Origin of the sequence: Streptomyces sp. NPDC058008 (assembly GCF_042886395.1) — a bacterium.
Classification (GTDB): Bacteria; Actinomycetota; Actinomycetes; order Streptomycetales; family Streptomycetaceae; genus Streptomyces.
Genome location: NZ_JBHVQX010000007.1, coordinates 81804 through 94076, shown reverse-complemented (window position 1 = coordinate 94076; position 12273 = coordinate 81804). Strand labels below are relative to the sequence as shown.

15 protein-coding genes and 1 tRNA gene are annotated in these 12273 nt (G+C 71.4%); 6 read left to right on the top strand and 10 right to left on the bottom strand.

The genetic code is table 11. The features are described from left to right. Positions 1-40 precede the first annotated feature (40 nt). Positions 41-850, top strand: coding sequence for an HAD family hydrolase (locus ACFVS9_RS09175; RefSeq protein ID WP_389931297.1), 810 nt, complete (start codon positions 41-43; stop codon positions 848-850). Positions 851-908: 58 nt separating this feature from the next. Next, a complete protein-coding gene (locus ACFVS9_RS09170; RefSeq protein ID WP_389931190.1) occupies positions 909-1568 on the top strand; it encodes an O-methyltransferase in 660 nt (219 codons plus the stop codon). 197 nt (positions 1569-1765) lie between these two features. Here ACFVS9_RS09170 and ACFVS9_RS09165 read toward each other — a convergent pair whose 3' ends face one another. From ACFVS9_RS09165 to ACFVS9_RS09150, 4 genes are all read right to left on the bottom strand, one after another. Continuing rightward, positions 1766-1990: a zinc ribbon domain-containing protein gene (locus ACFVS9_RS09165; protein WP_383113485.1), complete on the bottom strand. Its 225-nt coding sequence runs from the start codon at positions 1988-1990 to the stop codon at positions 1766-1768. Positions 1991-1999: 9 nt separating this feature from the next. Next, positions 2000-2587: a DUF4383 domain-containing protein gene (locus tag ACFVS9_RS09160; RefSeq protein WP_389931188.1), complete on the bottom strand. Its 588-nt coding sequence runs from the start codon at positions 2585-2587 to the stop codon at positions 2000-2002. 557 nt (positions 2588-3144) lie between these two features. Then, positions 3145-4512 (bottom strand): hypothetical protein, encoded by a 1368-nt coding sequence (locus ACFVS9_RS09155; RefSeq protein ID WP_383113482.1) that lies wholly within the window; start codon positions 4510-4512, stop codon positions 3145-3147. A 70-nt stretch (positions 4513-4582) separates the two neighbouring features. Continuing rightward, positions 4583-5356: a DUF4097 family beta strand repeat-containing protein gene (locus ACFVS9_RS09150; RefSeq protein WP_389931186.1), complete on the bottom strand. Its 774-nt coding sequence runs from the start codon at positions 5354-5356 to the stop codon at positions 4583-4585. A 206-nt stretch (positions 5357-5562) separates the two neighbouring features. On the opposite strand from ACFVS9_RS09150, the gene ACFVS9_RS09145 reads away from it, so the two are divergent. From ACFVS9_RS09145 to ACFVS9_RS09135, 3 genes are all read left to right on the top strand, one after another. Continuing rightward, positions 5563-5637, top strand: a tRNA-Val gene (locus ACFVS9_RS09145). Positions 5638-6332: 695 nt separating this feature from the next. Further along, on the top strand, positions 6333-6485 hold the full coding sequence (locus ACFVS9_RS09140; RefSeq protein ID WP_383113480.1) for a hypothetical protein: 153 nt from the start codon (positions 6333-6335) through the stop codon (positions 6483-6485). A 104-nt stretch (positions 6486-6589) separates the two neighbouring features. Continuing rightward, positions 6590-6814 (top strand): cold shock domain-containing protein, encoded by a 225-nt coding sequence (locus ACFVS9_RS09135; protein WP_389931184.1) that lies wholly within the window; start codon positions 6590-6592, stop codon positions 6812-6814. 167 nt (positions 6815-6981) lie between these two features. On the opposite strand, the gene ACFVS9_RS09130 is transcribed toward ACFVS9_RS09135, so the two are convergent. Then, the gene (locus ACFVS9_RS09130) at positions 6982-7626 is read right to left on the bottom strand and encodes a DUF6308 family protein (RefSeq protein ID WP_389931182.1); all 645 of its coding nucleotides are present in this window, start codon (positions 7624-7626) and stop codon (positions 6982-6984) included. Positions 7627-8139: 513 nt separating this feature from the next. On the opposite strand from ACFVS9_RS09130, the gene ACFVS9_RS09125 reads away from it, so the two are divergent. Next, positions 8140-9432 (top strand): LAETG motif-containing sortase-dependent surface protein, encoded by a 1293-nt coding sequence (locus ACFVS9_RS09125; protein ID WP_389931180.1) that lies wholly within the window; start codon positions 8140-8142, stop codon positions 9430-9432. 164 nt (positions 9433-9596) lie between these two features. On the opposite strand, the gene ACFVS9_RS09120 is transcribed toward ACFVS9_RS09125, so the two are convergent. The 5 genes from ACFVS9_RS09120 to ACFVS9_RS09100 all read right to left on the bottom strand — a co-directional run bounded on the left by ACFVS9_RS09120 (position 9597) and on the right by ACFVS9_RS09100 (position 12236). Next, positions 9597-9767 carry a hypothetical protein gene (locus ACFVS9_RS09120; protein WP_389931178.1) on the bottom strand — a complete coding sequence of 57 codons (171 nt, stop codon included), beginning with the start codon at positions 9765-9767 and terminating at the stop codon, positions 9597-9599. After that, positions 9743-10156 (bottom strand): hypothetical protein, encoded by a 414-nt coding sequence (locus ACFVS9_RS09115; RefSeq protein WP_389931176.1) that lies wholly within the window; start codon positions 10154-10156, stop codon positions 9743-9745. The genes ACFVS9_RS09120 and ACFVS9_RS09115 overlap by 25 nt, the downstream gene beginning before the upstream one ends. Positions 10157-10248: 92 nt before the next feature. Next, the gene (locus ACFVS9_RS09110) at positions 10249-10812 is read right to left on the bottom strand and encodes a hypothetical protein (RefSeq protein ID WP_383113472.1); all 564 of its coding nucleotides are present in this window, start codon (positions 10810-10812) and stop codon (positions 10249-10251) included. A 240-nt stretch (positions 10813-11052) separates the two neighbouring features. After that, positions 11053-11565 (bottom strand): MOSC domain-containing protein, encoded by a 513-nt coding sequence (locus ACFVS9_RS09105; protein ID WP_389931174.1) that lies wholly within the window; start codon positions 11563-11565, stop codon positions 11053-11055. A gap of 113 nt (positions 11566-11678) precedes the next feature. Then, on the bottom strand, positions 11679-12236 hold the full coding sequence (locus tag ACFVS9_RS09100; protein ID WP_389931172.1) for a flavoprotein: 558 nt from the start codon (positions 12234-12236) through the stop codon (positions 11679-11681). Between the last annotated feature and the right edge of the window lie 37 nt (positions 12237-12273).

Sequence of the window (12273 nt, the reverse complement as noted above, 5' to 3'; positions counted from 1 at the left end):
AGCGGGCGCGAGTGCCCCCGCGCAGGGGCCCGTGACGCTGGTGGCCAGCGACCTCGACCGCACCCTCATTTACTCGGCTGCGTCCCTCCAGCTCACCATGCCGGACGCGCAGGCCCCTCGTCTGCTCTGCGTGGAGGTGTACGGCCAGGCCCCCCTCAGCTACCTGACGGAGACGGCCGCCGGGCTGCTCGACGAACTGGCCCGCACCACCGTGTTCGTCCCGACCACCACCCGGACCCGGGAGCAGTACGGCCGCATCCACCTCCCCGGCCCCGCCCCCCGGTACGCCATCTGCGCCAACGGCGGGCACCTCCTGGTCGACGGCGTCTCCGACCCGGAATGGCACGGCCACGTGGTCGGCCGGATCGCCGGTGAGTGCGCCCCGCTGGCCGAGGTCCGTGCCCATCTCCAGGCGGTGGGGGACCCTTCCTGGCTGCTCAAGGAGCGGATCGCCGAGGACCTCTTCGCCTACCTGGTCGTCGACCGCGCCGCCCTGCCCGAGGGCTGGGTCAAGGAACTGTCCGCCTGGGCCGGCCCCCGGGGCTGGAGCGTCTCCCTCCAGGGCCGCAAGATCTACGTCGTGCCCGAGCCGCTCACCAAGAGCGCCGCCATGCGCGAGGTGGCACGCCGCTGCGGCGCCACGCTGACGCTGGCCGCCGGTGACTCGCTCCTGGACGCCGACCTGCTGCTCGCCGCCCACCGGTCGTGGCGCCCGGGCCACGGCGAACTCGCCGACTGCGGCTGGGGCGCGCCCGGGACCGAGGTGCTCCGGGAGCGGGGCGTCGCCGCGGGTGAGGAGATCCTGCGCCGTTTCCTGCGCGCCGCCGACCCGCGGGGGGCGGGTCGCTGAGCGTTCGCGGGCGATCTTCGGCAAGCTGGCCGGGCCGCCGCCGACCGAGGAGACGCTCATGACCAAGGGCAACCAGACCAAGATCACCGACGAGCTGTACGCCTACACGCTGGCCCACAACCCTCCCCTGGACGCGGTACAGCGTGAGCTCGTGGAGACCACGTACGCGGAGCTGCCGAGCCACGCGGGCATGCAGTCCGCGCAGGAGCAGGGGCCGCTGCTCGCCTTCCTCGTCCGGCTCACGGGTGCCAGGCACGTCGTGGAGGTCGGCACGTTCACCGGCTTCTCGGCACTGTCGATGGCGCAGGCACTGCCCGCCGACGGGGTGCTGATCGCCTGCGACATCTCCGAGGAGTGGACGGCGTACGGCCGGCAGGCGTGGGAGAAGGCGGGTGTCGCCGACCGGATCGACCTGCGGATCGCTCCCGCGCTGGACACCCTGCGCGCGATGCCGGCCGAGCCGCACATCGACCTGGCCTACCTGGACGCGGACAAGGGCAACTACATCGCGTACTGGGAGGAACTCGTCCCGCGGATGCGCCCCGGCGGGCTCGTCGTCACCGACAACGTCCTCTTCCACGGGGGCGTCGCCGACCCGCTGGCCATGGGGGCCGCGGCGGACATCAGGGGGTTCAACGACCACGTGGCCGCCGACGACCGGATGGACAGCGTGCTGCTGACCGTGGCGGACGGGCTGACGCTCTCACGCCGCAGGTGAGGGGGCAGTGAGCGAGCCGTGAGGGGGCCCGCAGGTGGGCCGGTGCGGTGAGCGGGCGGTGAGCACCACGGTGAGTGGGCGGCGAGCGGGCGGGCCGGTGCGGTGAGCGGGCAGTGAGCAGGCGGGTGGGTCGGTGCGGTGGGCCGACCTCCGGGGGCCCGGCCCACCACAGGCTGGGCGGACCGGGAAGTCTCCGTTCAGCCGCAGCAGCCACCGCCGCAGCAGCCGCCTCCGCCCGCCGACGGTGCGGGCGCGGCGGATGCCGATGGTGAGGCCGACCCGCCCACGGCCACGGTGGAGAGCAACTTCACGGTGTCCTCGTGCCCGGCGGGGCAGGAGGCGGGGTCGGACGACTCGGCCATCGGACGGCTGAGCTCGAACGTCTCGCCACAGGGGCGGCAGCGGTACTCGTAACGAGGCATGGCCCCAGATTAGAGCCTCTTCCCCTTCGCCACCTCGGGCATCGGGACGCGAGCCCGGCGCTCCTCCCGCGCGACCTGCTCGGGGTGACGGGCACGCCAGTACGGATTGTCGTGGGGCAGACCGCCGCTGACTCTTCCGTACATGCCGAACATCATCAGCAGCAGCCCGACCACGAAGCTGAACAGCACGTTCTGCATGTGGAAGGCCAGGAAGTTCATGCTGGTGTCCAGCAGGGCCAGGTTCACGAACCCGCTGATGATGAAGGCGATGCCCAGGACCATGTTCAGGGTCGAGGCGAAGTTCGCGCCGATGACCATGCCGACGAAGAGCAGCAGCCCGATGCAGATGGACAGGATGCTCAGCGCACCGTTGGTGTTGAGGCCCGCCACCCTGTCGCCGCCGGTGTCGAAGATGCCGATACGGTCGATCAGCCCCAGGATGCCGAAGGCGACGAGCAGCAGACCCATGAGGCCCGCGCCCACCCGGTAGACCTGGCTGAGCCGGTGGTCGACGGGCAGGTGCTCGTCGAGGCGGGTGACCCCGCGGCGGGTGGGCTTGCCGCGTCGGCGCGTGGGATGCAGGACGTGTGTGGCCATGAAGGCCTCCTTCAGCCGCGTACGCGACAAGGGGCTCCCCGGCGGAAGCCGCTGCGTACCTCCAGGATCGGTCCGCCGGCCGCTGGGGACAAATCAGGGCCTTTCGCCCCTGTCTTCATTTTCACCTTCACCTTCGCTGGTGCTGGTGCTGGTGCTGCGGGTCCCGGTGCCGGTGCCCGTACCAGTGCCTTCTGGTCGGGCGGCCTGAGCGACGGGCCGGGGGCGCCGGTGGAGCGGTGCTCGGCCTCCGGGCTGGGGCGAAGCAGTGCACCGGGGCGGGGGCGCCGCCGGCCGGTCAGGCACCCGGGGCAGGACTGGATGCCGGACGCCTGCCGCCGGATCTTCAGCCGCCGGGCCGCCGGGCCGCCGGGCCGCCTGATCGCCTGGGCGTCGGGCGGGAGGGCGTACCGGGCCGGGCTGGGCTGGGGGCAGGAAGGCCCGGCTTCGGCAAGGGGATCATGCGGGTCGTGCGGGTCATGGGGGCCCCGCGGGTCCGGCCGGTCCGGCGGTCTGCGGCGTCGCCTTCCGGGTTCGACAGGCGGGGGCGGCAGGCGCGCTCAGGCGCCGCCTCCCAGCTCCTCCCGGATGGCGGACACGACACGGTTCGCCGTGCTGCGCACGGCCTCGGTCTCGGTGAGGAAGTGCCAGTAGTCGGGATGGCGGCCGTCGAGCCCGGTGATCGCGCGATCCAGCCGCGCCACCGCGTCGTCCAGCGGGCGGGCATGACGCGGATCGGGGGTGTTGCGGCCCGCCATGGCGAGACGCTGGGCGTCCCGGATCGCGAAGCGGGTGCGCTCGATCTCCGCCTGCGGATCCTTGGCCACCGCGTCGAGGCGCCGCAGCCGGTCGCCGGCCGCGGAAACCGCCTCGTCGGTCGTGTTCAACAGTGCCCTGACCGTGCTCAGGCGGGAGGTCGCATCGGCCCAGCGCTGCTCGGAGCGCGCCTGGGCGGCCTCCGCCAGCTTCGTCTCGGCCTGCCGGACGTTGGCGGCCGCCTGGTCGGGAACCGGTTGCAGGTCCTGCCAGCAGGCAGCCGAGAAACGCCGCCGGAGCTCGCTGAGCACCGGCTCGACCTGTCCGGCGCGCGTCGTCAGCGCCTGGGCCCGGGTGCGCAGCGAGACCAGCCGACGGTCGATCTCGGCGGCCCGCTCGGGAAGGCGGGCCGCTTCCGCCCGCACCGCCTCGGCGTCGCGCAGCACCTGGTCGGCACGTTGCAGCGTCTCGGCCACGCCGTGCCGGCCCGCGCCCTGGTTGAGCTTGGTCAGCTCCGGGGCGAGGGCCGCGAGCCGGGCCGCCAGATCATCGGCCCGCAGCCCGGAGGCACGTATCGCGTCCAGGGCGTTGCTCGCGGCGAGCAGCGCCTGGCGAGCCCGCTCCACAGCGGGGGCGAGCCGTGCCAGCTGCGTCTCCGCGCTGCTGAGCAGCGTCCCGAGGCCCTGGCCGAACCGGTCGAGCTCGCCCTTCACCCGTACGAGATCGTCCTTGGCCCGGGTCAGCTGGGTACGCGCACCGGCCGCCACCGAAGGCTCCAGGTCGTCCCGGTCCAGGTCGTGGGCGTCGACGGCGGTGATGTACAGGTGGCTGACCTCGTCGATCCGCCGGCCCAGCGCCGCGAAGTCCTCCGCGGCCTTGCGGGCGCGGGGCGAACTGTCCACGGCGGTGATCGTCTCGATCGAGATCTGGAGATCGCGCTGCGCGGTGTCCAGCTCGTAGAAGGCCTCGGCCGCGGCGTCCTTCGCCGCCTGGGCGTCGGCCCGCTGGTTCTCCCCGCGGCCCCCGAACCAGCGGCGGGTGCCCCCGCCCGCGAAGGCGGCCGGCAGCGCCGCGACGACCAGGGGGACCGGCAGCAGCATCAGCACCAGGACGTCCCTGACGGCGGAGCCGACACTCGCTTTCGCCTCCGGCCGCGTGTGTGTCGCCGTCACATCCCTCTCCCGTGCCGATTCGCCCTGCCCGGTTCATTCTCGCACCAGTAAGGACGAACGCACGGGTCGGTTAGTTCGCAGTTCGGACGGTGACTTCCCCGTTGTCGCTGCGCGCCTTCACCACGTGCTCGCTGTTTTCGCTGCGGGGCACGCCGACGGAGACGCGGCCGTTGTCGGTGTGGGTGGAGACGGCGTACGTCTCCTTCCCGGCCGGCAGGGCGATGGAGATGCTGCCGTTGTCGCTGGAGGTGTCCACCAGATCCGGGGCCCGGGTGAACCCGATCCGGATCCTCCCGTTGTCCGAGCGGGCGATCACGGAAGGCCCCGAGACCCGCTGGGCCTCGACCGAGCCGTTGTCGGCGTGCAGCTCCAGCGGACCGGAGATGTCATGGACGTCGACCCCGCCGTTGTCCGTTGTGATCTTGAGCGGGGTGTCGAAGCCGGCCGCGGTGACCTTCCCGTTGTTCCCCTGCACGGTCAGGGCCAGCCTCCTGGGCACCTTGACCTCGTGGTGCGCTTCGCAGTTGCTGATCATCGCCCGGCACTTCACCTCGAGCCGGAGCTTGTCCCCCTCCAGCTTCCACACGGGATCCGGGCCGCTGCCGAGGAAAACCCACCCGTCGACCCGGCGGGTCACCTCGATCTGCTTCACATCGGCCGGCACCAGATCCAGGGTCGAGTTCCCGGAATCGATGGTGAGCGCCTCCCCACCGAAGGCGAACGACTTGTGCTCGGGGGCGGAGTCCTCGGCGTCCGTACTGCCACAGCCGCTGAGCGCCGCGACAAGAATTACGGTCCCGGCGGCGGCCACGAGGGCGTCGGTGCGTCGTGTACGGATGGTCATGATGTGTGTCCCCCTGAGAGCGCTGCCGATGTGGCTCCACCGTAAGTACGGCCCCACCCCCGGGACGATCCGGACGGCTACCGTCTCCGGGGTGGGGATATCCCCCGTAACCGCGCGCTCCGACCGGGGGAGCGGCGGGCACGGAGGGGCGGACTCCCGGATTGCTGCGGGGGGCGGTGGGCCATGTAACCTGTTGCTTCATCCACGGGTGCGTAGCTCAGGGGTAGAGCGCTGCTCTTACAAAGCAGATGTCGGCGGTTCGAAACCGTCCGCGCCCACCAGTCAGAACGCCCCCGCAGCGAGCCGCTGCGGGGGCGTTGACGGTAGTGGGTGACGGCAGCTGTTCAGCCGCCGGCCCGTCCGGTCCGTCCAACCTGAAGCGGGCATGGGACCGGGGTGACTGCCCCCTCTATCTGGAGAGTCCTGCTTCACCAGGCGGGTGGCCGTACTCTCGCGCGCAGGGTCTCGTCGTGAGGTGTCTCTGTTGTCGGAGGCAGGGGCAGTGGCGCGTCCAGTGAAATGAAATGTCTCGCATCGCGACGCTTGCAACTGAAACGCGTGGACAACGGCGACGTCTCCCTTCTCTTTTTCTTCTTCTCTGTCCATGCCGAAGAACCCCCTGTTCGGCAACGTGACGTGGTCACCCCCTTTGAGTTCGACTTCCGAGTACCGACAGAAGCCACAGGGATGACCCGCTCGTGCCGATTGGCAGACGCAGTGACCCGCGGCGTGGAACGAACCGTCCCGCGGAGAAAGCGGGCGTGGCCGCATTTCTCGGAAGTCCGCAGTGTGGCCGAAAGGGCGGCTGGCTACGCTCGGCCGCAGGCCGGGCCATGATGGCGCCATGACGAGCGAGTGGCTTCCCGCAGGCTGGAGCCTTGCCCAGGTCCGCGATGTTTCCGGAGACCAGGAGGCAGTGCTGCTCGACGCAGATCGTGCGGCCGTATGGCGAGGTGGCCCAAGTGACGGTGAGGAAATGCGGCCGGAGGTCGTGATCGGCTTTCACAGCCTCTGCCTGCTGAAGCAAATCGGTGACGAGGGCTGGTACATGGGCAGTCTCAACGACGACGGAACCATCGACTGCTGGAGCGCGTACGACGACTTCCGCGAGGCGTTGAGGGGGCTGTAGCCCCGATCGCCGCGTGAGGTGACCAGGGGCTTGCCTGGGCACAGGCGGCAGAGGCCGCTGCGATGGCGCCTACCTTCTACGGCGGAAGCCGTAGGCTTCCGTCCATGGTGCATGCGACTGTCCGCGAGTGGAACGACGAGGAAGGGTGGGGTGTCCTCGACTCACCCGAGACCCCCGGCGGTTGCTTCGGCCATTACGCCGACATCCAGGCGGTCGGCTTCCGTACGCTGTCGGCCGGTCAGCAGGTCGAACTCGTATGGGAAGCACCTGGCTTCAAGCAGGACGGGTACGACTACCGCGCGGTGAGCATCGTGCCTCGGACTGGCTGACATCCACCGTGGGCACCGACGGGTGCGGGCGCCCGAGGCCGGCCCGGTGGCTTTCGCCGGAGCGGGCTTGGTGCAGTCGTTCCCGGTGAAGGCAGAGGAAGTGTCCGTGCGCGCTGCCCGTGGCCGTCCTGCGCCGGCGCCAGGCATGCAAGGCGGTGGCTCGCCGTTCATCCCCGCACGGTTCTGCCGTGGAGCCACGCCGCTGTGTCGAGGACCCGCAGCACGCTGATGTCCTCGCCGATCTCCGCCAAGTCCCGAACCGCTTCCAGATGTGACACCAGCGCCCTTTGGTCAGTGCGAAGCTGGGTACGTACGTCCGACCAGAACGTCAGGTCCCTCTTCGGGCGCTCGAACACCCTCTTGATGACCGAGTCGTAGACGGGCAGCAGGTGCGGGCGCTTGCGGGCGAGCAACTTACCCGCGCCCACCGGGCCGATGCCGTGTACCTCGCACAGGCGCGTCCACAGCGTCCAGGCCGGACCACCGTGAGCCACGTGCTCTTCCGTCGCGTCGGCCAATTCGGTGTCGGAGGGGATCTCCCGCAGCAGGCTGTTGAAGTAACCGGGCCTGGCAGGTTCCAGGACGTGCAGGATTGCTCGCGCCGGTACGTCAACGCTCAGCATGGCGACCGCGACGAAGTCCTCCGACGCGAAGTGGTGGACCACCTCCCGGCGGTCCCCGCCGCCTCCGAGCCTCTCGAACCTCGCGCCCGTATACACCGGGGATCCGTCGGGGAGGGAGGACCAGTACTGCCGTAGCAGGTCAGCGACGTACTCTCGGTCCCACAGGGCGGCCGGTACCTTCACGTTCATGGAGCCCCCGAACAGACTGCCGCTTCCCCAGCGGGACGTGGTGTGACGCCCATGGTGGCACCGAGGAACCGTGCCCAGCGGCGAAGAGTGCCGGCGTCCTGTCATCGCGTGACCCCGCACATTCCGCCCACCCCACGACCCCGCCCACCCCGCCACCCCGCCGAACGGCATGCGACCACGGCGCAGCGGCGTTTCCGGGGCTGACTCCCTACCCCCGGCGGCGACGTACTCCTCGGTGGAAACAGCCCCGCCCGCAGGCCAGTTCGTCGGTAGGCGCGGAGGGGAGCCCGGTGGGCCGGTGTGGTGTTCCTCACAGCGAAAGCACAGGCGGCGAAAGCAACTGCACCCTTTCGTCTTTTCTGTCTGTCCTCGTGTGGTGGTCTTGGCGGGAACGGGTGAAAAATCCGTGACGACCGGTCGTTGCATCCGCCATACGATCACCTCGAGCCGCATTTGCGTGTCCCATTCCGCTGCGGCCCTTTCTTCTCTTTTCCCGGACCCTGAAGGGCACTTGTGAAGATTCGCCGGATCCTCGCCACAGCAGTTGTCGCCGCAGTGACCACGCCTGCCGTCCTGCTGTCGGTCACCCCCGCGTTCGCCGACGACAAGCCGGCGGCGCAGACGCAGCAGAAGCCGTCCATCGCGGAGCTGGAGAAGGCCGCCGCCGCCGCGAAGGTGGTGTACGAGCAGGCTCTGGCCGCCGAGAACACCGCCTACGCGGCTGTGGAGGCGGCCGCGTCCGACACCGCTCCCCTGGCCGTGGAGGCCGGGCTCGCGAGGGCTGCGGCGGTCGAGGCCGCCACCGCGAAGACCGAGGCCGATCAGAAGGTCGTCGACGCCCGGGCCGTGGTCGAGGGCCTTCCCGATACGGCCACCGACGAGGAGAAGGCCGCCGCGGAAGCCGCCCTCTCCGAGGCGGAGGCCGCCGCGACAGCCGCCGGGCAGGCCAGGACCGACGCCGACGCCAAGGCGGCGGAAGCCGGCAAGGCGCTCGACGACTACCGGGTCGACGCGCTCAGCACGCTGCACGGCGCTCAGCAGGCCACCAAGGCCGCGCTCGCCGACAAGAACGCCGCCGACGAGGCGCTGGCCAAGGCGAAGGAGGAAGCGGCCGAGGAGGGCGAAGGCGGCGAGGAGGGCGAGGACTGCGTCCCCGAGCCCAAGCTCACCACCGTCGTCAAGGGACTGCCGTCCACCGTCGTCGCCGGTACGAAGGTCAGCTTCACCCTTCGCGTGACCAACGGCAGCGACAGGACGATGGACGAGGTGCTTCCGTTCGCCTACGTCCACGCGACGGACCGGAGCGGGCTCAACGACATCGACGACCTGGTGCACCTCCAGTGGTCGTCCGCCTCCTCCTCGACGTGGAAGACCGTCGACAACGAGCACTACATGGACACCATCAGCCCGCTGAAGGCCGGTGCCCACGCCGACGTCAAGATGCGTCTCGCGATCGACGCCTCGGCCCCTGCGGGCAACGGCGTCACCTTCGTCGCCGGTGACTACTTCAACGACAACGGCACCTGCGGTGGCAGCCCGGACCTCGAGGGCTACGAGTTCGTGATCGCCGCCGCGGGCAGCAAGCCCGGCAAGGTCGACGACGCGAAGCCCGGCAAGACCGAGCCGAACACCTCGGACCTCAAGCCGCAGGGCGACGCGTCGGCCACCCCCGTGACCGGCAGCCTCGCCGCCACGGGATCGTCCTCCGCGACCTCGCAGCTCGCCCTCGCGAGCGGCGCGGCCCTGGCTCTGGGCGCGGGCGCGGTGTTCGTGGTACGCCGCCGGAAGGCCGACTCCCACGCGTGATGCCGGGGACGGGACGCCCGCCGGGCGTCCCGTCCGCGCGCTGAGCCCCCGACGGGCCCGACACCGCACGGTGCCGGGCCCGTCGCGGTGTCCGGCACCTCCGGCCCCCCCGGTGCACCGCCGCGTCGGGCCGTGGGGTGTGGGGCTTCGGCGGAGCGCGTACGTCACGGCCTCCCGGATCCCGGCCGGCAGCCCGCCGTACGTGGAGAGCCGCGCCGCCCTCGCCCGGTGCGGCTGAGCGCGCCCACGGCCTTCTCGGCGGCCATGCCGCGGCTCGCGAAGAGTTCGGCGAGATCCATGAGCCAGGGCGTCAGTGCCTCCTCGTCGTCGACCACGGGGCCGCACCAGTACAGGGTCTGCTCTGCCGTCCAGACGGTGACGCGGCGGGTCCGGACCTCCTGGAAACCGGTCGTGTCGAGCCCCCGGCGGCGGCCATGCGCTCCACCGTCACGTGCCGCGCGTACGGCATGCGGGCGCGCAGGACGGAACGGATCGCGGTCCACTCCGGGCACGCGTCGCCGGAGCACTCGAACACGACCGCTTCCCGCGGAGGCTCGGGCTCGGCAAGGCCGTCCGGCGGGAGGCAGGTGGTCAGTACGGCCCGCGCGTGGGCGAGCGCCTCCCCGTCCTCCTTCTCCGAGGGCCGGACGAAGCCGTTGTCCCAGGCGTACGGATAGGCCCGGAGCACGTCGGGCAGCAGCGGAGTCCCGTTCCCCGTGCTCATGTGCCCCTCCGGGCGCGTCCCTCGTGTCCTCGCCTCGTGGCAGCGGCGTTGAGCCGTGCGGGTGCACCGGGGTGGCGGGAACTCCCCGCTCCTCAGGGGATGTTGTACGTGACGATGGCACGGGCGGGCGCCCGGAACCGCTCCGGGGTGAAGGGGGAGCGTTCCACGATGAGGGTGAAGGAGGTGCCCCCGTAGCTGAGGACGGGGCCGCGTACGCCGGTGCCGCACAGGCCCTTCGGCAGCTCGGTCTCGCCGTCGCCGAGTGCGTAGTGGCTGTCGTACCGCTCGTCGAACGGGGACGCGCCGTCGGGAACGATGCCCGAGCGGTGGAGGAATTCCGGCATCCGGCTACTGACGAAGGAGATCTGGGCTCTGCCGTGCTCGGTGAAGTAGTGGACGTCGGATGCGTCCGCGGGGAGCGGCACGCTTCCCGCGCCGCCGATCACGTCCGAGAGGGGCACCTCGCTGCCCTCACAGGCGCGGGCGTCGCCGAAGGGGTGGAACAACTCGTCCTGGAACAGCCAGACGACCCCTCCGGCCGCCACCGCCAGGACGAGCAGGGCGATCCCCAGGCATCCGAGCGGACGCCGACGTGCGGGCCGGGTGTCCGCCGGGCCGTCGGCGGACGGTTCCTCGTCTGCCCGTGCGTCACTCATGAACGTCCCCCCTCGGCCGTACGTGCCGTGCCTGCCGTGCCCGTGCACGCTGAGCGTTCGCTCCTGTGTGCGAACACGCGGGAGCCTACGCCAGTGGTGCACCCGCCCGCGTGTGCCCTCGGAGTGCGGCCGGCGTACCCCGACTCGCGGGCTCAGAAGGCGAGTCGGTGGCCGTCGCGGCTCCGGCTCGGACGCTGTCGCATACCGCCGGCCGCGGAGCGACGCGCCCTCGGACGCGTCTCAGGGGCGGTGCGGGAGCGGAGGGAGCTCGACCTCGGCCGCGTCGTACGGGCGGACCGTGCCCGCGCGGCGGACCACGGCCGTGATCCCGGACCTGAAGGTGAAGGTCCCCGAGACGGGGTCGAGGGCGAAGACCTCCTTGAGCAGGCCCTGCCGGAAGTCGTTGATCTTCGCGCAGGGGTTGCGCAGCCCCGTCACCTCCACCACCGCCTGGTCGCCGAGACGGAGCAGGCTGCCGGAGGGAAGCCCCAGCGGATCGACGTCCCTGGTGGTGATGTTCTCGCCGAGTTCTCCTGCGGCGACGGCGTAGCCCCTGGCGGTGAGTTCGTCGAAGAGCTCCTCGCGCATCAGGTGTCCTTGACGGAGGTTGGGCAGGTCCGGCTCGTAGGTCATGCGGAACTGGTGGCGGATCGTCTCACCCGCGTGGACGTCCCCTTCGGCACCGAGACCGGCGAGCAGCCTCACGGACGCGTGGTTGGGTTTGCTGAAGGCGTACGTCCCGTGGCTGCCCACCGCCGTGACCCGGCCTGCCGTCTCCCACCCCGTCCTCCCTCGCCCCGCGTATGCCGGTCATCCTGGGGAGGACCCGCAGCGCCGTGTCCTGGTGGTGCGGTCGCGGGACCGCGTCACCGGAGAGCGGCGCACCCCAGGATCGCCGCCCACGGGGGCTCCCTGTCCGCCGGTTCCCGACGCGGTTCGTACAGCGGCCAGACATCGGGGCCGGTCAGCAGTTCGACCCCTGCCCTGCGCAGAGCCTCCATGTGCCCTTCCCATGCCGGGTGCCTCGCGTGCGCCGCGTTGATCCGGGGGAACACCGCCACGGGGACACCGGCCGTGCCCAGCGCCTCGCTCACCTGGGTGAGTGCCTGGTTGTCGGCGATACCCGTCGCGAGCTTGGCCACGAAGTCGGCGCTGGCCGGGGCGACGACGTAGCGATCGGCCACGGGGTGCGGGCGGGGCTCGTCGGGGAGGCGGGGAGCGTCCCGTACGGGCAGGCCGGTCAGTGCCTCCAGCCGGTCCAGCTCACCGTTCGCCCTCAGCCAGCGGCCGGCGTTCGGTGTGAGCGTCACGGCCACCCGCCACCCCAGGGCGACGGCCGGTCCGACCAGCCCCGTGCGCAGCGACTCGACCCCGTCGGCCGCCGCACCCACGACCCCCAGCACTCCTCGGCTGCCTGCCTCCACCGGTCCTCCGCCCCTGTGCTGCCAGGCCCCCTCGGCC

What these genes read in the sequence shown, in the direction of transcription:
- ACFVS9_RS09170 (WP_389931190.1), top strand. Translation starts at nt 909, where the DNA reads ATGACCAAGGGCAACCAGACCAAGATCACCGACGAGCTGTACGCCTAC.
- ACFVS9_RS09165 (WP_383113485.1), bottom strand. Translation starts at nt 1,990, where the DNA reads ATGCCTCGTTACGAGTACCGCTGCCGCCCCTGTGGCGAGACGTTCGAG.
- ACFVS9_RS09160 (WP_389931188.1), bottom strand. Translation starts at nt 2,587, where the DNA reads ATGGCCACACACGTCCTGCATCCCACGCGCCGACGCGGCAAGCCCACC.
- ACFVS9_RS09150 (WP_389931186.1), bottom strand. Translation starts at nt 5,356, where the DNA reads ATGACCATCCGTACACGACGCACCGACGCCCTCGTGGCCGCCGCCGGG.
- ACFVS9_RS09140 (WP_383113480.1), top strand. Translation starts at nt 6,333, where the DNA reads ATGCGGCCGGAGGTCGTGATCGGCTTTCACAGCCTCTGCCTGCTGAAG.
- ACFVS9_RS09135 (WP_389931184.1), top strand. Translation starts at nt 6,590, where the DNA reads ATGGTGCATGCGACTGTCCGCGAGTGGAACGACGAGGAAGGGTGGGGT.
- ACFVS9_RS09130 (WP_389931182.1), bottom strand. Translation starts at nt 7,626, where the DNA reads ATGAACGTGAAGGTACCGGCCGCCCTGTGGGACCGAGAGTACGTCGCT.
- ACFVS9_RS09115 (WP_389931176.1), bottom strand. Translation starts at nt 10,156, where the DNA reads ATGAGCACGGGGAACGGGACTCCGCTGCTGCCCGACGTGCTCCGGGCC.
- ACFVS9_RS09110 (WP_383113472.1), bottom strand. Translation starts at nt 10,812, where the DNA reads ATGAGTGACGCACGGGCAGACGAGGAACCGTCCGCCGACGGCCCGGCG.